Genomic DNA, 26,480 nt, shown 5'->3' on the forward strand with positions numbered 1-26,480 from the left:
GGTTTTAATCACTCAAACATTGAACCTTTAACCGAACATTGAACGTTGAACGTTGAACATTGAACATTGAACATTAAACCCCGTTCAGGCTTCTAGGTATTTTTCTACGTTGTCAATCATTGTCCAGATACCGCATGGACAGACTCCTGCACAGATTCCACACCCTATACATTTGGTCGGATCACTGTAGTATTCAAAAGTACCATCCTGATTTTGAATTCTAACAATGGCCTGCTCTGGACAAACATCTTTGCACATTTCACAATCCCTACAAAAACCACAACTCATGCATCTATCTTTTTCAAATTCTGGTTCTTTTTCCATCACTGCCATTGGATTAAAAAGTGGGTAGTATTCTTTTTTTACCTTATCTTGTGGTATCATTGGTGCTTTTTTAAAGTCATCAAGTGGCAAGCCGCTGAGCAACCTGTCTATATTTAATGCAACTTTTCTACCATCCCCTATGGCATGAGTGAAAAGACCAAGTTTTATGGCATCACCAGCTACAAAAACCTTTTCATTTACCTCTGACTGTAGATATTGGTTTAGTCTTACTTTTCCTTTTTCATCAAGATATTCTGAAGGAAGGAATGAGAAATCTGGTCTATCTCCAATGGATACAATGACCATATCTGCTTCAATGAATCGTCCATCTTTCAGATAAACCCCTTTTTCATCGATCTTTTCAGTGTAAGCTGGCCATAAAATCTTTGCACCGAGCTTTTTGGCATGTTCTATCTCTTTTTCAAAAGCTGCTGGCTTTTGAATATCTAAAGCCACTACTTCTTCAGCGCCAAGTTTATAAGCTGTGAGTACCACATCCATTCCTGCATTACCTGCTCCGATTACAACAACTTTTTTACCGACTTTTGGTGTTTCACCTCTATTTACAGCTTTTAAGAAATCAAGCCCTTTGACAAGGCGTTCTTTCCCTTCCACAGGTAAAATAACTGGATTATGTGCACCTACTGCAACAATTACAGCATCATATTCCTTTGTAAGCTTTTCAAAAAGCTTTTTATCTACATCTATTTCAGTTTTTACATTGACACCGGTGTTTAATACTCTTTTTATTTCAGTTTCAAGTATTTTTTGGTTTAATCTGTCTGAAGGGATTACCTGTTTAAGTTTTCCACCAACTACTTTGTCTTTCTCATATATATCCACTTTGTAGCCCATTTTCCTTAAATGCCATGCAGCAGTGAGACCACTAACACCAGAACCGATTATTGCCACTTTTTTATCTTTTTCCTCTGCAGGTTTTATATCAAAACCCACATCTTTACTGAGTAATCCAAGCTCTTTTATTCTGACAGGGACATCAACATATTTTCTGGTACATTCATCCATACAAAGATTTGGACAAACTTGGCCGCAAACCGATGCCGGAAATGGGCTGTAATCAAGAACAAGTTCGAGTGCTTCTTTTGTTTTTCCTTGTCTGAGCAGTGAAATTCTTTTTTGAGTAGGTATATAGGTAGGACAATTATATTCACACGGTGCTGAATATTTCGCATTTCTCCATTCTGGATATTTTAGTCTTAAATCGCCTTTTTCAACAAAATTAGCTACATAATAATCTTCATCTATAAGGTCGCCAAAAATACCACCTTCTACCCATTTGTGTTCTCTAAAATCTTTTACGGGAATCAGAAGTTTTAATTGTCGTTCTTCGTATGTTTTTGCAACTATCTTCTGCCATTTAGAAAAATCTGTTAGTTCACTATAAAGTTCCATCCTATCGATTTTTGTTAAAAATTCTTTGAGCCCTTTGCTCAAGAAGTCTATATCTGCGTCATTCAGATCCATAAGCCATACGTCATCACTTAAGTCTTTCACAGGTCCCCTTACATAGACAGTACCACCTACCATACCTACGCAACTTCTTTTTCCAAGGACAGATTCATACCCTTCACAATCGTATCCACATACGACAGCTATACCACCACCCATAAATTCAAAACTAAAAGAACCGGTGTTTTTCAAAACCCAGAATTCAGGAGGTGGAAATTTCGGGTCGTGCTTCATTAAAGCTCCAGAACGTGTTCCCACACGTCCAGCAACGTAGATTTTACCTGTGGCAGCACAGTGGGCAGTAGTATCTCCACCATCCCCTTTCAGGATGATTTCAGCACCTGCGTTTAACCATCCTACATCTGCAGGAGCTGAACCTTCAATGATGATTTGAGTTCCTAGCATCCCCATTGAGCCCACACGCTGACCAGGGTTTGTAATTTTAAATTTTAAAGGACGCCCTTCTTTATCCCAAAGTGGGCCACCAATATCGTGATGGCCGCAACCAAACACTTCAAACTCTGTGTAACCCTCATCAAGTTTTTTATATATTTCTTGAAGTAATTTTTGAGTGGAAATTCTTTTGCCGTTAACTATTCCATCTATTCTTGCAACTTTGCTCATATTATCCCCCATTAGCATGCATACTGAATTTTTAGTCTGTCAGCTACAGCCTTATCTGTGGCGATAAGGGCATCTGAGCGACCAACAGGTAGTGAACTGTTTCCAATAGGAGCCATAAGTTTTTTCAATTCGTGATCAACGGAGAGAAAGTAGTTTACAATATTTTCTGCCACTTTATCTATATCAAGACGTTTTACAAGGATAGGGTTTTGTGTACATATACCCACAGGGCATAAGCCTGTATTGCAGGCATTACATTTTCCATTATCATTTCCCACACACCCAGCAAGTTGGAGCATGAGCTTTCCTGTAAAAATACCGTTTGCTCCAAGACATATCATTTTGAAAGCATCTGCAGCAAGATTCCACCCTTTACCCATACCGCCAGCTGCCCAGAGGGGGATTTGTCCTTGTTTTCCTTGATGTACCGCAGCAAGATAGCAATCTCTGAGTTTTGAGACAATGGGGTGTCCTGTGTGGTCTAAAGAAATTTCGTGGGCAGCGCCTGTGCCTCCATCAATTCCATCTAAGAAAAATCCACCCACAATATTGTATGGGTCCCTCAAAAGATTGTTATAAACAGATACACTTGTGGCACTTGCAGCCACTTTTATAGCAACAGGTACCCTGAATTTAAATGCAGCATTAAAGGATAAAAACATTTTTTGTACACTTTCTTCTATTGAGTAGAGCCCTTGGTGGTTTGGAGGGCTCAAGAGGTCTGCTTTTGGTACTCCTCTAATTTCTTGAATGTGTTTTGCTACCTTTTTAGCCTGAAGTAAACCACCATCACCTGGTTTTGCCCCTTGACCTATTTTTATAAGTATTCCTGCTGGATCTTCTACCATTTCTGGCATGGCATTGATAATCCTGTTCCATCCGAAATGACCGGAGGCTATTTGTAAAATCATATATTTTAGATACCGAGATTTCAAAAGTCTTACTGGTACACCGCCTTCACCAGTACACATACGGATAGGAATCCCTGCTTCTTCATTCAGGTAGGCGGTGGCTATGGCAAGGGCTTCCCACATTCTCCAGGAGAGAGCCCCGATGGACATATCCCCAATTATAATGGGATATATCCATCTTACAGGAGGGGTGTGTTCTCTCTCCACGAGCTTACCATCTTTTATTTCGAATGGTATCTCCTGAGGAGGTAGTACTCTACCAAAAGGTGCAAGCAAGTCAAAAGTATGTCTTTGTGCATCAAGGGATGGGTCAGTCATCTGAGATATACGGCCAATCTTTATTTTATCAAGGGTTCTAGCAGATGTTACAAGGTTGTTTCTTCCTCCTCTTTTAAACGGATCTCCTGTAACGGATCTATATTTTGCTTGAAATCTATGGTCAGGATTTCTAACGGGTCTAATTGCATCATTGGGACACACCTTTTCACAGATGCCACATCCTCTACAAAAATTATATTCGTTTACAACCTGTTTTATTACAGGAACGGTTTGAAAAATTACTTTTGGATTTGGAGTGATATCATCACTTACTACTTTTCTTCTGCGCTCAACCCTTGCTTCGATAGCCTTGAATGGGCATGCAGCAACACATCTACCGCAAAGAGTGCATCTATCATGTTTGTATTCTATCTGCCAGAAAAAGTCATCTTTTGCCAGTTCGTTCACTCTCATTGTTGCCATCTTTCGACCTCCAGATTATTGTTAATCACCACCATTTCTCTTTCATGTGGATAGATATCTTTTTCCCAGTTTCTCTCTGGTAAAAGCTCATTTATTCCTGTTACTTCGGAGGTAATGATTACTGTGTCATCAGTATATCCTACAACTACTGGTCGTAATTTTTTAGAGTCGCAGCAGGTAAAAAGTGTACCATCCGGCAGTACACCTATAATGGTATTTGGGCCATTTATTTCCAAATGAGCTAGTGAAGCTCTGATTTTTTTCAACACTTCTCTATCTTCACGTTTTTCGATGTCCTCAAATGGAAGAGGTGTAATTACATGTTTGTAGTAAATTAGAGGCCATTTCAATATCTTGTGAATATAATGAAGGGTATATAGAAAACATTGTGAATCTGATTCAAAACCGATATATCCTTTGTAAAGCTTTTCTTGAAAGTTTTTGTTTTTTTCATAAAAAGTGTTTTCCCCGTTTGCTAAGGCTGTGTATCCTTGTAGGAAAAATGGGTGTGCTGCGTATCTTACAATGTCGTAATTTGTATTTTGTCTACATTGAGCAGTAATAATCTTTGCTTTTAATTCATCATTTTCTTCCCAAAGACCAAAATATTCACCGATATCAGTTGGATCACCAATTTCTTTAAGTGTTATTACATCAGGCCAGAATGAGTACACATATCCTTCGTGATTTTCTTCTAATGCTTGCCTGATTTTAAGACGCATATCTACAAGCAGCTCTTCTTTTTCATCTTTAGATGCATATTTATAACTTTTTGGATATTGGACTACCTCAAAGATGTAATTTGGCATAGGTTCAATTTTAAGCCAATCTCTAGGATGCACTTCAGGAGTCCACTGCATCATTCTTACAAATCCGGCTTCGTGAAGTATATCGTCAGCTATTTTCATCCCTCTATCAGTACATGCAAGAGAGAGTATGGGTAAATCTTTATAATTTTCAAAAACTCCCCCAAGATCCTGCATAACCATGGCAAAGCCTGAGTTATCATGCCCTTTTTGCTGAGATCGCATTAAATACAAGGCTTTTGATGGGTGTAGATAGTTTTTTGATTTGATAGCACCAATTCTGCACATTGTATACACCTCCCATATGACCTTATAATATTAGATAAAATATGTGTCAAGCCTTATTTTTTAATGTTAAAGATTTTGAAGACCTAATTTAAATGAATTGATATGTGATAAATGTTGATTATTGAGGTTCAAGGTTCAACGTTCAAGGTTCAACGTTCAAGGTTCAACGTTCAAGGTTCAACGTTCAAGGTTCAACGTTCAAGGTTCAATGTTCAACGTTCAAGGTTTAAAATAGGTTAAGGTTAAGGTACAACCAATAATACTTTTGCAACACATACAACCCTTACTACCCATAATACCCATACTACCTTTACAACTTTTATTACTCCTATTACCTTATATCCCCATATTTGCAAGAAAATGGGGTGACGTCAGCTTAATTATATTCTTGATTTTTTTGGGTGAAAAATATAGTATTTTTAAAAAGTTAAAAATTTTATTATGTAGGGTGATAAATGTTTGGTTTTGGGATGTCTGAACTGATTTTGATTATGGTGATAGCTTTGATAGTTATTGGACCTAAAAAGTTGCCCGAGGTGGCAAAAGCCCTTGGAAAAGGGTATGCTGAGTTTAAGAAGGCGCTAAATGAATTTAAAGAGGCGGTTAATGTGGATTTAAATGACACAAGTACACAGCCAAAGAAGAAAGAATCTCTGACAGAGATTTATCAATCAAAATGGGAAGAAGCTATTTTAGAGGAGGAAGAGACTTCCTCCACAAATGAGACATCTTCTGCTGAAGAAAAAAATGATGATACAAAAAATTCTTAAAAAGTAAGGTTGATTATGGCAAATGTGGATGAAAAATTACCTTTAACAGCCCATCTTGAGGAGCTTAGAAGTAGACTTATTAAGAGCTTGATTGTTGTTCTGGTAGTTTTTATTGTATGTTATTCTCAGAGCAAATATATCTTTGATTTTGTAACAGCACCTTTGGTAAAGGTTTTACCAGAAAAATCTTCTCTTGCTATGATTAAGCTTACTGAAGGTTTTTTTACCGAGTTAAAACTTTCTTTGATGGCGGCTGTGTTTTTCAGTATGCCTTTTATTCTGTATCAGTTATGGAAATTTGTGGCTCCTGGTCTTTATGCTCATGAGAGAAGATATATAGTCTCTTTTGTGATTGTATCATCCTTTCTGTTTTTTACTGGTGCTGTTTTTGCATATTATGTTGTGTTCCCCTTTGGTTTTCAGTTTTTCTTGAGTTATGCAAAGGGGTATGTAATAGCCAATCTTTCCATACAGTGGTATCTTTCTTTTGTAGTAAGGCTAATTATGGGATTTGGGATAATTTTTGAGTTACCTGTTTTCACATTGTTTCTTGCTAAGATGGGGATTGTTACTGCTTCAATGATGAGAAAATATAGAAGATATGCCATTGTAATGATTTTTATAGCTGCTGCTATACTTACTCCTCCTGATGTTTTTACACAGTTGATGATGGCTGGGCCCCTTATTCTTCTTTACGAAATTAGTATTTTTGTTGCGAAGATTTTTGGCAGAAAAGATGAAATAAAGAAAGAAGATATTTATGAATAAAATATTAGTAGATAAATATGGTAGAAAATATCAATACTTGAGAATTTCTGTAACTGATAGATGTAATTTCAAATGTAAATATTGTATGCCTCAACATAGTTTTAAGATGTTGTCGCACAATGATATTCTGAGTTATGAAGATATCCTTTTTGTGGTGAAAACCCTTGCAGAGGTAGGGATTAAAAAAGTAAGGGTTACAGGCGGTGAACCTCTGGTTAGAAAAAATATAACCTATCTTTTTAGAGAGCTTGGTAAAATACAGGGTATCCAGGATATTACATTTACTACAAATGGTTCACTTTTAAAAAAGTTTGCTAAAGATATTTATGAGGCAGGTGTAAGACGCATAAATATTAGTCTCGATTCTTTAAAAAAAGATAGGTATGAGTTTATTACCGGTGGATTTGACTTGGAAGCTATAATTGATTCAATAAAGTATGCAAAAGAAGTCGGTTTTAAACCTATAAAGATTAACGTAGTTGCAATAAAAGGGTTTAATGATGATGAGATTCTTGATTTTTGTGAATTTTCTGCAGAAAATGATTTGAATGTAAGATTTATTGAGTTTATGCCTCTAGAAAGTTCGATGGAATGGAAAAAAGAAAATATAATTACCGGAAAAGAGATTTTAGAAAAAATTTCAAAAAAATACGAGTTAAAACATCTTGAAAAAGAGAATCTGTCGGGTCCATCTGATAATTATCTTCTTTCTAATGGTGCAAAGATAGGGATCATTACACCTATTTCTAATCATTTTTGTGCCACTTGCGATAAGCTTAGATTAACTGCAGATGGGAAGTTGAGACCCTGTTTACTCAGTGATTATGAAATTGATTTAAAACCTGCCATAATTAATTCTGATGCGGAATTGCTTTTAAAACTTATTCAGGATTCCTTACATTTAAAGGCTGAAAAGCATCCAGTGGATTGTGACCTTGCAAACAAAAGGTTTGGCAGGCATATGTCCGAAATTGGAGGATAATATGAAATTACCTTACGGTAAGTCCCATGTGGATATAAATATAAAGAAAGATTTCGATCTTTTAAATATAAGTATCGATAAAGAGCCTTTGAGTATAGATGAAATATTTTTAAAATTAGAAGAGGCACCTGTTTATAGTGAAGGTTTTAGCAGAGTTTTAGAAAATGCCAGAAAAATCCTTTTTATTGTCCCTGATATTACTAGAAAATCCGGTTTAAACCATTTTTTCCCTGTATTAATAAAAAAGATTGAAGAAGTAGGTGTTCCCTTTTCAATAATTTTTGCCACAGGTACCCATAGAAAAGTAACTGAAGATGAGAAAAAGTGGATAATTACCGATGAGGTTTACGAAAAATATAAAGATAGATTGATAGATCACGATCCTGACGATCCTCAACAGCTTGAATATTTTGGAAAAACAAAAAACGGTACGCCAATTTTATTGAATAAGGCATATCTGGAACATGATACAATTATCCCCATTGCGTCCGTGAGTTATCACTATTTTGCAGGTTTTGGTGGCGGTAGAAAGATGATTTTGCCGGGTATTGCTTCCAGAAAGAGTGCGCTAAACAATCATAAGCTAGTACTTGATATTAGGAATAGTCGAAAGCATCCTTTAGCTACAGCCGGAAATTTAAAACAGAATCCTGTAAATGATGATATTGTGGAAGCGGTGATGATAGCAAGAAGGGGAAAAACTTTTTTTGCCATAAATACCATTTTGAATGACAAGGGAGAAATAATAGATCTCACTTGCGGAGACCTCTTTATGTCCCATATCGCAGCCACAGAGCTGTTGAAGAAATATACAATGCGAAAAGTGGATAAGAAATATGATTTGATATTTGTATCTTGTGGCGGATTTCCTAAGGATATTAATATGGTACAGGCCCAAAAATCTTTGGATAGGGTGGTGAGTATTGCCGAAGAAGGAGCTGATATCCTGTTTTTTGCTGAATGTCAGGATGGGTATGGAAACGATTATTTTGAGCAATTTTTTGATATAAATGATTCGAATGAAATGTTTCAAAAATTGGTGGATGATTACCAGATAAATAGGCAAACTGCTTATTCACTGAAGGTTAAAACCGAAAAATACAATGTGTATTTCTACTCAAATTTTGATGAAACTGATTGTAAAAGAATGGGGTTTAAAAAACTCGAAGATTTGTCAAAAATCGATGAGTTGGTAGAAAAGAGAAACAACATTGCAGTTGTGCCGGATGCATACAATATATTTTTTGATGTTAAAATTTAAATAAAAACGTTAGAACGTGTGAACGTTGTAACGTTAGAACGTGTGAACGTTAGAACGTTAGAAATGGTTAGTTTAATGTGTTGCTAGAATTTCCTTGAAATAAGATTAATTCTCAATATGAGATAATAAAAATATAGAATAATTTTTTTATTTATGTATATTATTAATAAATATTACATATTAACTTTGCATTATATGTGTTGCTTTGGAGGCATAATGTGAGAACAACAATTGACATCCCTGATGAGTTAATTAAACAAGCTATGGAAATAACAAAAATAAAAACAAAGAAAAAATTAATTATTACTGCTCTGGAAGAACTTATTAGAAAAAATAAAATAGAACAAATCAAAGAATTTAAGGGTAAAGTTGATCTTAATATTGATTTAAATAAATTGAGAGATAGAAATGCTGGTATTAGTTGATAGCTCTGTATGGATACAATATTTTAAAAGTGGCGAAGGTGTTGAAAAACTTGATTCTTTAATAGACAGAGATGTTATTGTTACAAACAAAATTATTCTTGCAGAACTTGTACCATTTTTAAAAATAAAAAAGCAAAATAAATTAGTAACTCTTTTTCAGTCGTTGCGAGAAACAGAATTGAATATTAACTGGGATGAGATTATTGAGATTCAGTATAAATGTTTAAAGGCTGGAATTAATGGGATAGGGATACCAGATTTAATAATTGCTCAAAATGCTTTTCAAAATAAATGTAAGTTATATACACTTGATCGACATTTTAATTTACTTCAAAAAGTTTTAGGAATAGAACTTTTTAGTTAAAAGATGTTAAAACGTTAGAACGTTAGAACGTTGGAACGTTAGAACGTTGGAACGTTAGAACGGTTTTGCTGGAGTCACTCCATTTTTTTAAAGCAGTAGAAATATTTTTGTGGTTATAAATTATTTAATTTGAAATAATCCAGGGAAAAACATTTTTCTCGTTCATTTTTGCTCTACATCCAGTAGTGCTCCGAACTGGATGCCTCTAAAACCGCCGTCCATGGCTCATTTTTGGGAACTTTCAGGGTGTTGCACATGGTGTTAAGATACATCATGTGAGCTATTTTAGCAGTTATTATTTATTATTTTAAAAGCTGATGTTTATTTTTTGTGCTACACCCTGAACCCGAAAAATGTTTTTACTCGGGACTAATAAAACTCAAATTTTTGCAAAAAATGGGGTGACACCAAGTAATGTTGTATTGAAAGTAATTGTGCAATATCCTCAAGTGTTAAAATAGGTTAATAGCGTTGATTGCTATAGTGCCAATACCGATTAAAAGTTTCAAAAGAGTCCCCAATATTCTCCCTTTAAAAACTGCAATTCCTCTTTTTAAAGATTTTTTGAAGTCAGCATGCTTTAAATACTCATAAATTACTGCCCCCACAAATGCACCTAAAAATGCTCCGATTAAAGCGCCTAATCCGAAAAGTATTGGTGCCATAAGAATGCTGAAAATAATGCTTACTATTAAAGAGGCAGTGAAGGTCCCTTTTTCGAGCCCTTCCGCTTTGGTACTGAAATATCCGGCAATAAATTCAAGAATCTCACCGATAATTATGAAAATAATTATAATAACCAGTATTTTTAATTCAATCCAGTGAAAAAGATAAGCGATTAGGGGGAAGACAAGTGAGATGATATTTCCTGGCAGTCCAAAAAAGTTTGTCAAAACAGCAATGCTTTGAAAGATGATAATCAATAATTTAAATATGAACATTTAAACTCCAATTTTTAAAAGAATACCGGGGATAACCCCGGTACGATTTTATAAGAAAAATATTAATAAGTAAACAGTAGAGATAATAATTGATACAATCATTAGAGGAAAGGCAAGCTTTGTAAATTTCATAAAAGTTATAGGTCTCCCAGCTCTTTCAGCAAAACCAGCTACAATTAAATTTGCACTTGCACCCACTAAAGAACCGTTTCCACCAAGACATGCTCCGAGCGATAAAGCCCACCAAAGACCTTCAGTCCACAATTTGAACTGCTCAGGGTCAGTAGGTGCTCCCTGCAGATGAGGTGCAAGGTTTTTTATGAGAGGTATCATTGTGGCCACAAATGGGATGTTATCCACAATGGCACTTGCTACTGCTGAAACCCAAAGAATAAGAATACCTGCAATGGTTTTGCTTCCTTGAGTAAATTCAAGTACTTTTTCAGCCATCAATCGGATGAGGCCAGCTTTTTCAATCCCTGTAACGAGGATGAAAAGTCCTAGGAAGAAGAAGATGGTGACCCATTCTACCTCTCCAAAGATGTGATGCATATCTTCACCTTCCGCATGCATAATTAGGAAGAGAAGTGCAGCACCAGTGATGGCGATAGTTGCTGGTTCAACACCTAAAGGGTGAGCAATTACAAATCCAAGAATTACAAGTCCTAAAACAACTCCACATTTTTTTAAAAGGGCTGAGTCTGTTATTGCTTCTTTTTCGTTCATAACAAGAATACGTTGCCTGTTTTCCTCTTTTACACTCATTTTCTTTTTAAATATTAATTTTAAAAGGAATATTGTAGCAATAAATATTACAATAACTACAGGGGTAAGCATCAAAATAAAATCGTTAAAAGTGAGATGGGTAGCGCTACCAATCATGATGTTTGGAGGGTCTCCAATTAGTGTGGCAGTTCCACCAATATTAGAAGAAAGGATTTCAGCAAAGAGGATAGGGTATGGGTCTATTTCTAGTTCATCAGCGATCAATAAACTAACTGGTGCAATTAATAAAACTGTTGTAACGTTATCAAGAAAAGCAGAAAATATGGCAGTAACAATAGAAAGACCTACAAGTATTTTCCATGGTTCTCCTTTTGCCCATTTGGCTACCCTTATTGCAGTATATTGAAATACCCCAGTTTTTTTAGTGATTGCCACGATTATCATCATACCTGTAAGAAGACCTAAAGTATTAAAATCAACTCCACCACTTCTATGGATATTACCAGCTGCATCTGTGTGGAGGAGTCCATATATGGCCTCTTCCTGATGTAGAATTCCAAGAAAAATCATAAGGCCAGCACCAAGAAGTGCTACAATTGTTCTGTGGATTTTTTCTGATACTATGATTGCGTAGGCAGCAAAGAATATGATAGATGCAACGATTAACTGGTTTCCTCCACTTACAGCTTCGTGAGCTACTTGAGCATCCATAACATCCTCCTCAAACTAAATTTTAATTCCATATATTGTTTCTTGCTGTTTCAGATATTTTGTGCTGAAAGGGAAATGGGTATTGCAATATGACACATATTTTTCCACAATTTCATAAGTATTATTTTCTTCACTGATATGACCTAAGAAAACTGTCTCCAATTCAGAATTATCGAGCATATTAAGTGTATTTATGGCTTGTTTATTGGAAAGATGCCCTTTGATAGATTCAATTCTTTTTTTTAAGAATTTTGGGTAGTTACCGTTTTTAAGCAAACTATCTTCATAATTTGCTTCCAGTATAGCTACTTTTGAGCTTTTTAAGAAATCTACAATATCATCAGTTACCACACCTAAATCTGTGGTAAAGGTTAGTCCCTTTCCTTCAAACGTGAAATGATAGCCAAAGGGTTCAGCACCATCATGAATAACCTTGAATGGTGCCACTTCAAAGCCATCAACCTGATAAATTTTTTTATCGTCTAATATATAAAAATTTGATACGTCCAAATCATATTTTTTAGAAATTTGCAATGCGGTCCCCATACTGCAAAAGATTTTTGGATTATAATTGTTTAAAAAGGTTTTTAACCCTTTTGTGTGATCGTGGTGTTCATGAGTTAGAAAGAGAAAAATTTCACTTAAATTTGAAGATATTTCTTTTAAAAGAGGTTCATATTTCGATTTACCAACTCCTATATCAACTATAATTGCGGCATCTTTATGTTGTATAAGGTAACAATTTCCTTTGCTGCCAGATGAAATTACGTTCAAAACCGCCATGTGATGATATTAATTTGAAATTTGTTGAAAATCAATAATTATTCTTATCGGCTAATTTATTTTATGAACTTCTAAGTATTTAAAAATTAACAAGATATTAACTTATACCGATTTATGATAAAGAATTACAAAAAATAGTTTTATAAAATATTGTTTTAATTGATTTAAAATTAATGTTAGGTTATGTTTCACAAAAAAGCTGGAGGAGAGAATGAATTTGGGTAAAGCTTTTACAAATAACTTTTTAGGACATGCCCCGCGTTGGTATAAAAATATCCTATTACTGTTTCTTGTGATTAATCCAATCTTGTATTACACAGTGGGTCATTTTATTACTGGATGGTTATTGATTGTTGAATTTATTTTTACTCTAGCAATGGCGTTGAAATGCTATCCACTGCCTGCAGGGGGGCTTTTGGCTCTTGAGGCTGTGATAGTTGGGATGACGGATACTCAATCGGTGTATAAAGAAGTTCTTCATAATTTTCCGGTTATTTTATTACTGATGTTTATGGTAGCTGGTATCTATTTTATGCGTGAAGGTTTGTTATTTCTGTTTTCAAGACTTTTGACAAAGATACGTTCAAAAATAGCCATTTCGCTACTTTTTTCATTTCTGGGTGCTTTTTTATCAGCTTTTTTAGATGCATTGACTGTAACAGCGGTTATAATTACCGTGGCATACGGTTTTTATAATATTTATCATAAAGTAGTTTCAGGTAAACATTTTAATGATGCTCACAGTGTAAAAGGTGATGATGAAGTAAAAGATGAGTACAGAAAAGAACTAGATGAATTTAGAGCATTTTTAAGAAATCTCATGATGCATGGAGCGGTGGGAACAGCTCTCGGCGGTGCCACAACTCTTGTGGGTGAGCCGCAAAACCTTTTAATCGGCTATATGGTGGGATGGCATTTTAAAGACTTTTTTGTACATTGTGCTCCAGTGTCCATTCCGGTGTTAATTGTTGGAATTACAACCTGCTTTTTACTGGAGAGATTTAAACTATTGGGGTATGGACACAAAATGCCTGAGAATGTTAGGAAAATTCTTGTGGATTACGTGGAGGAGCAGAATAAAAGTTTTGATGCGAAGATGAAAATGAGACTCATTGTGCAGGCAATTGCTGGTGTGATACTTATGTTAACTTTAGCATTACATCTGGCAGAAGTGGGATTAATCGGTTTGATGGTGATAGTTTTGCTTACTGCTTTTAATGGGATTATTGATGAACATCAAATTGGGCATGCTTTTGAAGAAGCGTTACCTTTTACCGCATTGTTGGTTGTATTTTTCACCATTGTTGCAGTAATTCATACTAACCATCTTTTCCAGCCTATTATCGATTATGTGCTGGGATTTGAAGGGACAAAACAGCTTGCTGCATATTATTTGGCAAATGGTGCATTGTCAGCTATTAGCGATAACGTTTTTGTGGCAACAGTTTATATGAGTGAAACGGTGAATTATTTTAAAGATATAATTCCATTGCTTGGAGAAAATTTGCATAAAGCAACACCTGAACAACTTGAAAAGATAAAACAATTATGGAAACTTGCCGTTTCAATCAATATGGGAACAAATATACCTTCAGTGGCCACGCCAAACGGTCAGGCTGCATTTTTATTTCTTTTGACATCTGCACTTGCACCGGTGATAAGATTATCCTATATGGAAATGGTAAAACTTGCTTTTCCTTATACTATTACAATGACTTTAACCGGTCTTTTGGCTACAATATATTTCTTATAATCAAGATTTTAGAGTTCGGGTGTTAATCTACACCTGAACTCTTTTTAGTTCAAAGTTCAACCCGTGTAATAGAGCTATCGACTAACTCAAGTGAGTCTAATAATATCAAGGACGTCGAAAGCTATATTATGTTCATATACTTTTATTACACGGGTTCAAAGTTCAAAGTTCAAGGTTCAAGGTTCAAAGTTCAATGTTCAAAGTTCAAAGTTCAAGGTTTAGAAAAGGGTAAGGTTGAGGTTAAGGCTTAGGTTAAGGTTGAAGAGATGTTGAAAGTTGTTAAAGGTTAGTTAGTAGTTAGTTTAAGGGGTAAAATAGATATTTGTGGTTATTTATAGTTATTTCACGGTTTACGCTTTACGATTTAATAAACTTGTGAACGTTAAAACGTTAGAACGTTCTAACGTTATTATTGTTTTGGTTGAAAATTTAGTTAATTTAAATTATTAACAGGTGATGAATATTTTTGTAAAGCATATTCTAGACGGTCTTAAAAAAGGGATTAATATCAGCGGTAAAATTGTAATTTACACATTCCCTTTCTATATTCTCATTGATATGTTGAAGCAAAGTGGTGTTCTTATGAAGATTGGTAATTTTTTTGAACCTATAACAGCTTTGATGGGGTTGCCAGGTGAAGCTACCATTGTACTTCTTTCAGGTTTTTTGATAAACCTTTATCCTGCCCTTGCTTCCATGGCGGCTATGGATCTGACAGCAAAACAGATTACAATTATAGGGATTGTTTTGGGGATTGCTCATAACTTAATAATAGAGGGGATTGTTTTATCAAAATCAGGAGTAAGGATTTATATTACGGTATTCTTTAGATTGATACTGGCAATTATAACAGGGATTGGGGTTAATATTATATGGAATTTTCTCTCCTAAATTCTTTTGTAAATGCAGCAAAGCTATCTTTAAAACTAATTATAGTAATTACCTTACTGATGATTGCATATGAGTTTTTTGAAAACTCTAAATTGTATACCAAATTGCAATCTATTCTTGAACGACCTTTAGAAAAAGTAGGGTTTACTCCAAATTCTTCCATAACAATGGTTGTGGGATTAGTCTTAGGTATAGCCTATGGAGCTGGGATATTGATAAGAAATGCAATGAGCGGTAAAATGAGCGGCAAGGAAATTTTGTTATCAAGTCTCTTTTTGTCTGTTTGTCATGCAGTTTTTGAGGATACCCTTCTTTTTGTTGCTATTGGTGGAAACGGTGTTATTATACTTGGGACTAGAATCTTTCTTGCTATCACTGTTGCAATGATAATAACAAAATATGTTAAATTATAGTGGAGGTTAATATTATGAAAAAGGTTATGTTAATTTTGTTTCTTTTGATTTTTTTTGCAGGAGGTTGTGCGAAAAAAATTGTGATTGACAGTGGTGAAATAAATTCAATTGATCAAAGCTTGAATATTATTAAAGAGACACTAAATAAAAATTCTCCATCAAAAGATTATAAATATTACAAGACCATTCATTCTGATAATTTCAGACTACTTGCTTTTACTTGGGTTCATAAGAAGAAAGATAAACTCTATATTAAAACTGCTGAGGTCTATGGGAAAAGCCCAAAGGTTTATATCGCAAGATCTTTGGGAGAATATTTTGTAAAAGTTTCAGGTGGGACAATTTATGGGTGCTATGGGACATCAAAGAAGGAACCAGTAATAGGTTTTAAAGAGATAAAGGTGGATTGGAATCTGCTAGATAATAGAGGGTGTGATCAGTCTATAAAGATTTCATTTAATAATAAAGAGGATGCCGAAAGGTTTGCTGAAGCGTTAGCTTTTTTATTAAAACAGTATAAGGAAGAACCGGATATGTTTGAAAAGATTAGAAATGAGAAAACGGAGATTAAGGTTAAAAGTGAAAATAAATGCAGTGTGGATAAGATATTGAAAATGAAAGAGATTGGTCTTACAAGAGAGGAAATTAAGAAAATTTGTGAGTAGATGAAACTTTTTTTAATTTTTTTACAGAGTGTGCTACCAATATTTCTTATAATATTGGTAGCCTTTATCTATAACAGATTTAAACATATCGAACTTAAGTCTTTAACAGATGTTACACTGACAATCTTTGCACCGCTTTTTGTTTTTTATTCTCTAACCACTCATAAGATTTCAATAGACTTACTCTATAGGCCATTTGTTTTTATGGTGTTTCTTGTTATTGCTCTTATAGTTATAGCTATTGTTGTATTCAAACTATTAAGAATCGATGAGCAGTATAAAATCCCTTTTATACTCTCTGTTTCAATGATAAATGTAGGAAATTTTGGACTTCCTTTGATCAGTTTTGTCTTTGGTGAAAAAGGGGTATTTTATTCCATAATCTTTTTTATTGTATTTAATATTCCATTATCAACTCTTGCCATTATGCTTTCATCTAATGAAAAAAACTTTTTTTATGCTATTAAAGATGTTTTAAAAATTCCTCTTATTCACGCATTTTTAGTAGCTATAGGGTTTTCTTTGTTTAATATACAATTGCCTGACTTTTTAAACAAAACGATTGGACTGTTATCTATGGCTGCAATTCCTCTTTTAATTTTTATCCTTGGCTTACAGCTATCTAATATAAAAATTTCTAGCAGGTTTTTAAGGCCGGCTTTAGTGGCTTCTTTTTTAAGACTGGTAATTTCGCCTATAATTGCTCTTTTTATAGTTTATTTGCTTGGTCTAAAAGGTGTGGAAAAAAATGTAGCGGTGGTTCAAACCTCAGCACCAAGTGCTTTATTACCTTTGATGTATGCAATAAAATTTAATAGGTCACCAGAGTTTTTATCTACTGTGATTTTTCTTTCTACACTCTTATCAGGTTTTACTTTGACAATTTTAATTAATTATCTTCGTTAAATATTTTAAATCCAACCTGGAGTCACCCCAATATTTTTGACACAGAACAAGAAGATGTTATTAATTTCAATAAATTATGCGACAAAAGCCAGAGATAAAATATCTTCTTCATTCTCGTGGCACATCCAGGTAACTTGCGAGGTAAATCCCTCTAAAACCGCCGTCTATGGCGGTTTTATGGGGATTTAAACCCGGAAGATATTTTATCTCTGGCGTATATAAACAAGGTTTTGTAAAAAATGGGGTGACGCCAGAAATCCTACTGTTTGACTTTGGATGTAAAATCTTATAAAAGTTTTCGAAAGAGAGGTGGAATATGGGAAAAGTTTATGCAATTTCCATAAGTGAAAAAAAAGGTACAAGAAAACATAATGTGGATAAAGTGCATATCAGAAATGAGCATGGGATAGTGGGTGATGCCCATGCAGGTGACTGGCACAGACAGGTAAGTTTTCTAGCCATCGAAAGTATTGAAAAGATGAGAAAACTTGGTCTTGATGTGAAAAGTGGTGATTTTGCAGAAAATATAACCACGCAAGGTATTGAGCTTTGCAAGATGAAGGTTGGAGAGCGAATTATAATCAATGGTATCGAATTTGTAATATCTCAGATTGGGAAAATTTGTCATCACAGGTGTGCAATTTATTATCAGGCTGGTGACTGTATTATGCCAAAGGAGGGGATATTTGCCGTCGTGAAAAATGATGGTGAAATTCAGGTGGGTGATGAAATTGAGATTAAGCCAAAAGATGGTTTTAGTGTTGCTATAATCACTTTGAGTGATAAGGGGAGCAAAGGGGAAAGGGAAGATATTACAGGTATTAAGCTGAAAGAGTATTTGCGAGAGAAAATGGATATTTCATTCATCAGGTATGAAATGATACCTGATGAAAAAGAAATGCTTGAAAATATGCTTGTAGATTTTTGTGACCTGCAAAGGTTTGATCTTGTTATTACCAATGGTTCTACTGGCATTTCTCCTAGGGATATAGCTCCAGATGTTACTAAGAAAGTTATTGATAAGGAACTACCTGGATTTGGAGAGGCCATGAGGATGGCAAGCTTTCAGAAAACTCCACACGCTATCATTTCAAGGGCTCTTGCAGGAACAAGAAGAGATACTTTGATATTAAATCTACCCGGCAGTCCAAAGGGGGCTATTGAGAATTTGGAAGTGGTGATAGATGCTATCCCTCATACAATAAAAAAGTTACAAGGGGATAAAGAGGATTGTGCAAGAAGCTGATTTAAAAAAAGGACTATTTTTTGTAATTGATGGGATTGATGGATGTGGGAAGACAACACAATCTCAGTTAGTTGTAAGCTATTTGAAGTCTTTAGGTAAGAAAGTTATCTTAACGAAGGAGCCTGGTGGAACTGAGGTTGGCAAGGTTTTAAGAAATATCCTCCTTTCTACTGAGTTTGATGTGACTTCTGAAACAGAGTTATTATTGTATAGTGCTGATAGGCTTGAGCATCAAAAAAAGGTAATTGAACCAAATATCTTAGATGGAAATATAATTGTATGTGACAGATTTATATCGTCAACTTATGCTTATCAGATTTTTGGTAGAGGATTGAATATTAATATACTTAAAACGTTAGAGAAAATCAGTGTAAAATGGTGGCCTGATATCACTTTTATTATTGATATTAAACCTGAAGTTGCTTTAAATAGAGCTTTGGAGAGGTTAAAGGTAGCTGGAAAAATGGAAAAAGAGGGGAAATTCGAACAGTCTGGTCTTGAATTTTACAAAAAGGTTAGGGAAGGTTTTTTGTGGTATTCAAAAAGTTTTAAAAATGTAATTGTAATAGATGGTAGTAAAAGTATTGATGATATTTTTGAAAATATTAAACAGGAAATTGAGGCTAAATTGTAAATGCTGCTTGGACATAATCATTTGAAAGAGTATTTTAAAGTTGTAGCGAGAAACAATACATTTCATTCCTCATATATATTTTATGGCAATGAGGGGGTTGGTAAAAAATTATTTGCTATTTACCTTGCAAAAGGGGTGCACTGCGAAAATGGGGTGTTTTTCGAGGATTGCAGTTGTAGCAGTTGCAGGCAGATTGATAATAAAAGCCATCCGGATGTAGTGATTTTGGAGGAGGATGAGCTTAAAATTGATAATATTAGAGAGCTTAATGAAAAGGCTTTTTTATCATCTTTTAGCGGAAAAAGAAAATTTTTTATATTGGATAATTTTCATAAAATAAAAAGAGAAGCAGCCAATGCTATGCTGAAAACATTAGAGGAGTCACCACAGGATACTACATTTATATTGGTTACACATAATTATGAAATGATAATTCCTACTATTAGGTCGAGAAGTATCAAGATTATGTTTCACAGGTTGAGTCCTAATGAAATGGAACAGTTACATAGTTTTGTAAAAGAGGAAGAAGAGATTTATGACGTTGATTTGGAAAATTTTGATCTTTTAGAATTTGTAAACTTTATTAGCAAGGTTAAAGAAAGAGATGAATTAAAGGTTATCTTAAAAAGATTTTACAAAGATTTCAGAGCGCTATATTTGAAAAGTATGAATGAAAAATATCTTGATTATTCTGATTATCTGCTGGATATTTTGAAAAGTGTTGACTATAATATAAATCTTGATATAGCAAAAGGGTATTTAATTACAAAAATGATTGAGGTAGCAAGTGATTGAGATAAATGCAATAGGTGTAGCCTTTAAGAGGGCTGGAAAAATATACGACTTTTTAACTAACAATGTGGAAGCAAAAAGGGGTGATTTTGTCGTTGTAGAGTCTGAGAAAGGTGAAGATATAGCTACAGTTGTCATCCCTGATAGAAAGATTCAGATAGAAGATTTATCTGTAATGAAGAAGGTCTTAAGGGCTGCAACCAGTAAGGATCTTGAGCAGTTAGCCCAGAATAGAAAAGATGAGATAAAGGCTTTGGCTATTTGTAAGCAGTTTGTAAAAAAACATAAGCATGAGATGAAGCTTTTAAAAGCTGAATACACACTGGATAGAAAAAAACTGACATTTTATTTTACCGCCGATGGGAGGATAGATTTTAGAGAGCTTGTGAAAGACCTTGCAAGAGTTTTCAGAACTCGTATTGAAATGCGACAGGTTGGTGTAAGGGATGCCACAAAGATACTTGGTGGAATTGGAGTTTGTGGGAGAGAGCTTTGTTGTGCATCTTTTTTAAGGACTTTTCAGAATATTTCCATTAAGATGGCAAAAGACCAAAATCTGATTTTGAACCCTTCAAAAATTTCAGGTGTTTGTGGCAGGCTAATGTGCTGCCTAATGTATGAAACATACGAAGACGATTTGGAAGAAGGTGAATTTATAGAATTTCGAGATATTTTGGACGAACAAAGCGGAGGAGAAATATGAGTAGGAAGACGTTTTATGTTACCACTCCCATTTACTATGTAAATGATGTTCCTCATATTGGGCATGCATATACAACTGTGGCTGCTGATGTTTTGGCCAGATACAAAAGGATGTGTGGTTATGATGTGTTTTTTCTCACAGGTACAGACGAACATGGCCAAAAAATTGAACAGGCAGCAGCGAAAAAAGGGATTAGCCCTAAGGAACTTGCTGATTCTGTGGTAGAGCGTTTTAAAAGCTTATGGGTAAAACTCAATATTTCAAATGATAAATTTATCAGAACTACAGATGAGTCTCACAAAAAGGCTGTTCAAAAGATTTTTAAGAAGATGCAGGAAAACGGTGATATCTATTTGGGTGAATATGAAGGGTGGTATTGTACACCTTGTGAAACTTATTGGACAGAAACTCAGCTTCTCGATGGTAACAATTGCCCATCTTGTGGCAGAGAAACACAAAAATTGAAAGAGCCAAGTTATTTTTTCAGAATGTCAAAGTATCAAGATGCTCTTTTGAAGTATATTGAGGAGAACCCTGATTTTATTCAACCACCTTCAAGAAAAAACGAAATAGTATCTTTTATTAAAGAAGGGTTGAAAGATTTATCGGTGAGTCGTGTGTCATTTAAATGGGGGATTCCTGTCCCTGGTGATGATAAACATGTGATTTATGTATGGATAGATGCACTTACAAACTACATTTCTGCCATTGGGTATATTGATGAGAGCGAGCAGTTTAAAAAATTCTGGCCAGCTGATGTTCATCTTGTAGGAAAAGACATTTTAAGATTTCATACCGTTTACTGGCCTACAATGTTGATGAGTGCCGGTTTACCTTTACCTAAAAAGGTTTTTGCCCATGGGTGGTGGACTGTAGAAGGGCAGAAGATGAGTAAATCTCTTGGAAATGCCATTGATCCGAACTGGCTTGTGGATACTTTTGGAGTTGATGCTATCAGGTACTTTTTATTGAGAGAAGTGCCGTTTGGACTTGATGGTGATTTTTCTTTCAAAGCCCTTATTCATAGAATCAATGGTGATCTAGCAAATGACTTAGGAAACCTTTTGAACAGAACCCTTGGAATGGTAAAAAGATATTTCAATGGGGTAATTCCGGAATACAAAGTGGAAGATGAATCAGATATTGAGCTGTTTAAAAAAGTGGAAGAAGTGTTTGATGAGGTGGATAAACATATTGATGCAATAGCCTTCAATAAAGCATTGATAAGTATTTGGACACTTGTGGCTGAGTTAAATAGATATATTGATAAGAATGCACCATGGATGCTTGCAAAGGATGAGAGCAAGAGAGATAGACTTGAAACTGTATTATACGTAGTGCTTGATGGAATTCGTATTTTATCTTTGCTTATCTATCCATTTATGCCTGATACCTCTGAAGAGATTAGAAAGCAACTTAATATTAAAGTAGATATTTTCAAAGAAAGCTTTGAAGATTTGAAAAAAGTGAAGCTTCTTGAATCAGGCAACAAAATAGGTGAAGTGAAGCAGCTTTTCCCAAGAATTGATGAGAAAGAGTTTCTTGAAAAGGTAACTGCTGAAAATAAAAAGAGTGAGCCAGAAAAGGTAGTGGAAGAGATAACGATAAATGATTTTTCAAAGGTTGTAATTAAAGCCGGGAAAATACTTGAAGCTGAAAAGATTAAGAAATCTGAAAAATTATTAAAGTTAAGAGTTGATCTAGGAAATGGTGATATCAGGCAGATTGTAGCAGGTGTGGCAAAAAGTTATGAGCCTGAAACTCTTGTGGGTAAGACTGTTGCTGTTGTTTCCAATTTGAAGCCTGCAAAGCTTATGGGGGTAAAATCAGAAGGGATGATACTTGCTGCATGGATTGGTGATAAACATGTGGTGGTTGAATTGCCTGATGAAGTACCTGCAGGAAGTGTAATAAAATGAGTGATCTTGAGACATCTATTGAACAGTTAAAAAAAGAGGGGTTGTTTTTTACAGATACTCATGCCCATATTCATTTTGAACCGCTTGGTTCAAACCTTGATAAAGTTATTGAAAATTGCAAAAAGAATTGTATTGGCAGAATTATAAATATTGGTATAAATCTTGAAGATTCAAAAAAAGCTTTGAGCGTTGCAAAACAGTATCCCTTTATTTATGCTGCTGTGGGGGTACATCCTCATGATTCTGAAAATTTTAAAATAAAAGACCTTGGATATTTTGAAGAGCTTATACAAGATGAAAAGGTTTTGGCTATTGGAGAAATAGGACTTGATTATTATAGAAACTATGCTCCAGCTGATATTCAAAAAGATGTCTTCAGAATATTTCTTGATCTTGCGCTATCTCTTGATAAACCGATAGTCATTCATAACAGGGAGTCGAGTGAAGATATTGTAAAGATTTTGAACGAAATGAACAGTAACGGGAAGTTAAAAGGGATTATTCACTGTTTTAATGGGGATAGAACAATTTTAAAGTGGGCATTAGATAATGGATTTCTTATCTCATTTGCGGGCAATGTAACATATAAGAAAGCTGTTGAAATAAGGGATGCTGCAAAAGATGTTCCTTTTGACAGAGTTTTGGTGGAGACAGATTCTCCATATTTAGCTCCTGTTCCAAAAAGGGGTAAAACAAATGAGCCTGCTTATGCCATCTATACTGCCAAGTTTTTAGCTGATTTCTATGGTGTTACGCTTATTGATTTAGCAAAAATCACTGAAGAAAATATTTCTAAGCTGTTTGGAAAGTTAAATGTCTTATAAGATTTTACTTGTGGAAGATGATTTTAATACCCTGCAGGGGTTGAAGACTTTTCTGGAGAACGAAGGCTTTTGTGTGGATATTGCTGATAACGGGAAAGATGCCTATACTTTGCTGCAAGATGGAGAATATTCCATTGTAATTACAGATATAAATATGCCCTTTATGGATGGTTTAAATTTTCTTAGCAAGATAAGAAATTTAGATGAAGAGATACCTGTAGTTGTAATCACAGCTTACAGTAATATAGAAAATATGGTCGTGGCCTTTGATCTGGGTGCAGTGGAGTTTATTGAAAAGCCTTTCGATCCGGATGTTCTTTTAGAAAGTGTGAAAAAAATCTTATCTATAAACCTTGAACTTTAATTAATTTCCATTTCCCCGCTTCCCTACTTCACTATTTCACAAACTAATTCGGAATTGTGATGTAAGTACCAGGAATTAGAAGGGTTGTTTTCAGTTTATTAGTTTTTTTAATTTTTTCCACAGAAGTGTTAAACTTGTTTGCAATACTCCATAGTGTATCACCCTTTCTGATAAGGTATTTTCTGTTTTTGGTAAGGGTGTATCTTTTATATCTTTTCTTTCTGTATTTATATTTTTTAGAAACAATAATTGGGTCTCCAGGTCTAATGAGTCTTGGATTAATTCCTTTGTTGAGTTTTATAAGCTCATAAACTGATAATCCATATTTATGAGCTATATTATACAGAGTATCACCTTTTCTCACGATGTAAATCCTTGGAGTTACAGCATTAATGTCATTTGCAAAATTTTGCATCGCAAGGGACTTTTCATACTTTTTTATTGGGATAAAAATGGGGCCAGAAAAAAGCACGAAGTCATACCGCAAGTTGTTTAATCTTTTTATAGATGAAACAGAGACTCCAAATTTTCTTGCAATTTTGTAAAGTTTTTCTTTTTTCTTTGCATAGTAGATTTTTACCTGCAACAACTCTTCTGGTGAGAGCTCAGCTATCTTTTTCTCCAAAAACAGCTTTGTACCATATGGTATTCTTAGCTCAAAATTGTCATTTGGAGGTGTAATAGGTTTTTTTAAGGAAGGGTTTAACTCTTTAAGTTTTTCAAATTCAGTGTTGAGCAAATCTGCTATTACATATAAATTTACAGGTTGATTGAGCTTTATTTTATCGTAAATTAAAGGATCAGTTTGAGGTGGCTCAAAGCCATATTCAAGATAGTTTTTATAAATTATAGTTAGGGCGATAAATTTTGGAACGTAATCTTTTGTTTCTTGTTTTAAAAATCTATATTTTGATATCTTAAAAAAATTCTTTGTTTTGTATTTTTGTGTGGCCTTCAAGACCTTATAAAAGCCGCCATTATAGGCAGCTATGGCAAGATACCAGTCATTGAAATATTCATATAAGTACTTTAGATATTTTGCCGCTGCAATTGTTGCTTTTTCAAAATCCCTTCTTTCATCCACCCAAAAGTTGTTTTTTAAACCATAAATTTTTCCGGTGGATTCCATAAATTGCCACATTCCACTGGCACCAGCCCAGGAGTATGCATAAACATCAAAACCGCTTTCTGCAAAAGGTAGGCATGCGAGGTCTGTGGGCAATTCCATCCTTCTGAAGATATCTTTTACAATGTAAATATATTTATTTGCATTGTTCAGCCACCTTTGAAAAGTAACAGGGTAAAGTTTTGTGTAGCGTTTTATGAAATATTTCACTCTTGCATTAACCACAATTGGAATGTCGTAATCTTTTTGGTTGAAAGTTTCTGAAGTTAAATCAAGGCTTAATGATTTATCGAAAAGTAAGGAGGTTTCAAAGTTGATATTGGGTGAGAAAAGTATAAATTCATCATCTTTTAACGGCGGTAAAATAGGTTTTTTTACTATTTCAACTTTTTTTACAGGGGGATTGCTTTGAATATTGTGAATATTTTGTTTTGTTTGCGTTTTTAAATCAATGAGTGAACATGAGATGAATAAAAGAGATAAAAAAAACAATACCAATAACTTTTTCATGGTGGGCATAGTAGACTAAATGTTCGTTTCTTTCAATGTTTTTTTGGATAAACCTGAAGCTACGATTTTTTCTTTTCTATTAATCATTTGAATAATTTTCAGTTTTTCTTCATGATTAAAATGTGTTTTGTATTTACTATAAAATTTTCGTAAGGCAAGTAATCTGTAATATTCTATGTTTTTGACACTATGGCTGAGATGGTCATTTAAAAAAAATCTTTTTACAATGGTTTTCAGATTTAAAAATCCTATTCGATAAAAGAGGGCAATACGCAGCCAAAGGTCATAATCTTCAGCAATGGGCAGTGATTCGTTGAAAATACCAGATTTATAAAAAACTTCTTTTTTTGCTATAAAACTTGAAGGGCTGATTCTACAATGGTCAAGTATTTTTGTTAAAATTTTGCCACCAAACTTTTTATGTTTTTCACCCTGATTGATAAACACTCCCTTCTTATACCAGAATTCATCCGTATGACATACTTCAAAACCGTTTTGTGTCATGAAACTTATTTGTTTTTCGAGTTTAAACGGAAGCCAAATGTCATCTGAGTCCAAAAAAGCAATATACTCACCTTTTGAAAGTCTTATACCTTCATTTCTTGCAGCACTTACACCTCTGTTCTTTTCAAACCGGATATATTTGATCAAATTTAAATATGGCTTTAAAGCTGTGGCAATATCTGTGGTGGAACCGTCATCCACTATGATTATTTCAAAATTTTTAAATGTTTGACAAAGTACCGATTCTATTGCATCTTTCAAGACAGTAATGCGATTGTGTACTGGAATAATTACGGATACCATTGTTAAGCCAACTTCAAATGTACTTCGGAAAA

General features: G+C 34.4%; 26 protein-coding genes. 18 read left to right on the plus strand and 8 right to left on the minus strand.

All coding sequences use genetic code 11. The features are described 5' to 3' along the window. Window positions 1-84: 84 nt before the first annotated feature. Genes FHQ18_RS07925 through FHQ18_RS07935 form a run of 3 tightly spaced genes read right to left on the minus strand, consistent with a single transcriptional unit; the run spans window position 85 to window position 5,164 of the window. Window positions 85-2,418 (minus strand): FAD-dependent oxidoreductase, encoded by a 2,334-nt coding sequence (locus tag FHQ18_RS07925; protein ID WP_149266632.1) that lies wholly within the window; start codon window positions 2,416-2,418, stop codon window positions 85-87. 11 nt (window positions 2,419-2,429) lie between these two features. Further along, complete coding sequence (locus FHQ18_RS07930; RefSeq protein ID WP_149266633.1) at window positions 2,430-4,070, minus strand: glutamate synthase-related protein; 1,641 nt, start codon at window positions 4,068-4,070, stop codon at window positions 2,430-2,432. Further along, window positions 4,058-5,164 (minus strand): class II glutamine amidotransferase domain-containing protein, encoded by a 1,107-nt coding sequence (locus FHQ18_RS07935; protein ID WP_149266634.1) that lies wholly within the window; start codon window positions 5,162-5,164, stop codon window positions 4,058-4,060. Before FHQ18_RS07935 ends, FHQ18_RS07930 begins: the two co-directional genes overlap by 13 nt. A 470-nt stretch (window positions 5,165-5,634) precedes the next feature. On the opposite strand from FHQ18_RS07935, the gene FHQ18_RS12860 reads away from it, so the two are divergent. The 6 genes from FHQ18_RS12860 to FHQ18_RS07965 all read left to right on the plus strand — a co-directional run bounded on the left by FHQ18_RS12860 (window position 5,635) and on the right by FHQ18_RS07965 (window position 9,734). Then, window positions 5,635-5,934, plus strand: a complete 300-nt coding sequence (locus FHQ18_RS12860) for a twin-arginine translocase TatA/TatE family subunit (protein WP_281285448.1) — start codon at window positions 5,635-5,637, stop codon at window positions 5,932-5,934. Window positions 5,935-5,949: 15 nt separating this feature from the next. Next, entirely contained in the window at window positions 5,950-6,702 is a 753-nt protein-coding gene (gene tatC, locus FHQ18_RS07945) for a twin-arginine translocase subunit TatC (RefSeq protein ID WP_149266636.1), read from the plus strand. Then, window positions 6,695-7,684, plus strand: coding sequence for a GTP 3',8-cyclase MoaA (moaA, locus tag FHQ18_RS07950; RefSeq protein WP_149266637.1), 990 nt, complete (start codon window positions 6,695-6,697; stop codon window positions 7,682-7,684). The genes tatC and moaA overlap by 8 nt, the downstream gene beginning before the upstream one ends. Window position 7,685: 1 nt before the next feature. Continuing rightward, a complete protein-coding gene (locus tag FHQ18_RS07955) occupies window positions 7,686-8,945 on the plus strand; it encodes a nickel-dependent lactate racemase family protein (protein WP_149266638.1) in 1,260 nt (419 codons plus the stop codon). A gap of 218 nt (window positions 8,946-9,163) precedes the next feature. Further along, window positions 9,164-9,370, plus strand: coding sequence for a type II toxin-antitoxin system VapB family antitoxin (locus FHQ18_RS07960; protein WP_149266639.1), 207 nt, complete (start codon window positions 9,164-9,166; stop codon window positions 9,368-9,370). Beyond that, a complete protein-coding gene (locus FHQ18_RS07965) occupies window positions 9,354-9,734 on the plus strand; it encodes a PIN domain-containing protein (protein WP_149266640.1) in 381 nt (126 codons plus the stop codon). Before FHQ18_RS07960 ends, FHQ18_RS07965 begins: the two co-directional genes overlap by 17 nt. A 452-nt stretch (window positions 9,735-10,186) precedes the next feature. On the opposite strand, the gene FHQ18_RS07970 is transcribed toward FHQ18_RS07965, so the two are convergent. The 3 genes from FHQ18_RS07970 to FHQ18_RS07980 are packed head-to-tail and all read right to left on the minus strand — an operon-like array spanning window position 10,187 to window position 12,895. Beyond that, window positions 10,187-10,675 carry a DUF456 domain-containing protein gene (locus FHQ18_RS07970; protein WP_149266641.1) on the minus strand — a complete coding sequence of 163 codons (489 nt, stop codon included), beginning with the start codon at window positions 10,673-10,675 and terminating at the stop codon, window positions 10,187-10,189. A 48-nt stretch (window positions 10,676-10,723) separates the two neighbouring features. Further along, entirely contained in the window at window positions 10,724-12,112 is a 1,389-nt protein-coding gene (locus FHQ18_RS07975) for an ArsB/NhaD family transporter (RefSeq protein ID WP_149266642.1), read from the minus strand. A 15-nt stretch (window positions 12,113-12,127) separates the two neighbouring features. Then, the gene (locus FHQ18_RS07980) at window positions 12,128-12,895 is read right to left on the minus strand and encodes an MBL fold metallo-hydrolase (RefSeq protein ID WP_149266643.1); all 768 of its coding nucleotides are present in this window, start codon (window positions 12,893-12,895) and stop codon (window positions 12,128-12,130) included. A 211-nt stretch (window positions 12,896-13,106) separates the two neighbouring features. Here FHQ18_RS07980 and nhaB point away from each other — a divergent pair, with 211 nt between their 5' ends. From nhaB to FHQ18_RS08040, 12 genes are all read left to right on the plus strand, one after another. Next, window positions 13,107-14,648 carry a sodium/proton antiporter NhaB gene (gene nhaB / locus FHQ18_RS07985; RefSeq protein ID WP_149266644.1) on the plus strand — a complete coding sequence of 514 codons (1,542 nt, stop codon included), beginning with the start codon at window positions 13,107-13,109 and terminating at the stop codon, window positions 14,646-14,648. A gap of 456 nt (window positions 14,649-15,104) precedes the next feature. Continuing rightward, window positions 15,105-15,539, plus strand: coding sequence for a nucleoside recognition domain-containing protein (locus FHQ18_RS07990; RefSeq protein WP_149266645.1), 435 nt, complete (start codon window positions 15,105-15,107; stop codon window positions 15,537-15,539). Continuing rightward, entirely contained in the window at window positions 15,521-15,952 is a 432-nt protein-coding gene (locus tag FHQ18_RS07995) for a nucleoside recognition protein (RefSeq protein ID WP_149266646.1), read from the plus strand. Before FHQ18_RS07990 ends, FHQ18_RS07995 begins: the two co-directional genes overlap by 19 nt. A gap of 14 nt (window positions 15,953-15,966) precedes the next feature. Further along, complete coding sequence (locus tag FHQ18_RS08000; protein WP_149266647.1) at window positions 15,967-16,617, plus strand: hypothetical protein; 651 nt, start codon at window positions 15,967-15,969, stop codon at window positions 16,615-16,617. Continuing rightward, a complete protein-coding gene (locus tag FHQ18_RS08005; protein ID WP_149266648.1) occupies window positions 16,618-17,523 on the plus strand; it encodes an AEC family transporter in 906 nt (301 codons plus the stop codon). Window positions 17,524-17,839: 316 nt separating this feature from the next. Beyond that, window positions 17,840-18,769, plus strand: a complete 930-nt coding sequence (locus tag FHQ18_RS08010; RefSeq protein WP_149266649.1) for an MOSC domain-containing protein — start codon at window positions 17,840-17,842, stop codon at window positions 18,767-18,769. Beyond that, a complete protein-coding gene (tmk, locus tag FHQ18_RS08015) occupies window positions 18,756-19,403 on the plus strand; it encodes a dTMP kinase (protein WP_149266650.1) in 648 nt (215 codons plus the stop codon). Before FHQ18_RS08010 ends, tmk begins: the two co-directional genes overlap by 14 nt. Next, window positions 19,404-20,198, plus strand: coding sequence for a DNA polymerase III subunit (locus FHQ18_RS08020; RefSeq protein ID WP_149266651.1), 795 nt, complete (start codon window positions 19,404-19,406; stop codon window positions 20,196-20,198). Further along, window positions 20,191-20,898, plus strand: a complete 708-nt coding sequence (locus tag FHQ18_RS08025) for a PSP1 domain-containing protein (RefSeq protein ID WP_149266652.1) — start codon at window positions 20,191-20,193, stop codon at window positions 20,896-20,898. The genes FHQ18_RS08020 and FHQ18_RS08025 overlap by 8 nt, the downstream gene beginning before the upstream one ends. Beyond that, window positions 20,895-22,817, plus strand: coding sequence for a methionine--tRNA ligase (gene metG, locus FHQ18_RS08030; protein ID WP_149266653.1), 1,923 nt, complete (start codon window positions 20,895-20,897; stop codon window positions 22,815-22,817). Before FHQ18_RS08025 ends, metG begins: the two co-directional genes overlap by 4 nt. Then, window positions 22,814-23,641, plus strand: a complete 828-nt coding sequence (locus FHQ18_RS08035; RefSeq protein ID WP_149266654.1) for a TatD family hydrolase — start codon at window positions 22,814-22,816, stop codon at window positions 23,639-23,641. Before metG ends, FHQ18_RS08035 begins: the two co-directional genes overlap by 4 nt. Then, window positions 23,631-24,005: a response regulator gene (locus FHQ18_RS08040; protein ID WP_149266655.1), complete on the plus strand. Its 375-nt coding sequence runs from the start codon at window positions 23,631-23,633 to the stop codon at window positions 24,003-24,005. Before FHQ18_RS08035 ends, FHQ18_RS08040 begins: the two co-directional genes overlap by 11 nt. A gap of 43 nt (window positions 24,006-24,048) precedes the next feature. Here FHQ18_RS08040 and FHQ18_RS08045 read toward each other — a convergent pair whose 3' ends face one another. Both FHQ18_RS08045 and FHQ18_RS08050 read right to left on the minus strand, forming a co-directional pair. Further along, the gene (locus tag FHQ18_RS08045; protein WP_149266656.1) at window positions 24,049-25,641 is read right to left on the minus strand and encodes a lytic transglycosylase; all 1,593 of its coding nucleotides are present in this window, start codon (window positions 25,639-25,641) and stop codon (window positions 24,049-24,051) included. Window positions 25,642-25,656: 15 nt separating this feature from the next. Continuing rightward, window positions 25,657-26,448 carry a glycosyltransferase family 2 protein gene (locus FHQ18_RS08050; protein WP_149266657.1) on the minus strand — a complete coding sequence of 264 codons (792 nt, stop codon included), beginning with the start codon at window positions 26,446-26,448 and terminating at the stop codon, window positions 25,657-25,659. Window positions 26,449-26,480 lie beyond the last annotated feature (32 nt).

Source organism: Deferribacter autotrophicus (assembly GCF_008362905.1).
GTDB classification, from domain to species: domain Bacteria; phylum Chrysiogenota; class Deferribacteres; order Deferribacterales; family Deferribacteraceae; genus Deferribacter; species Deferribacter autotrophicus.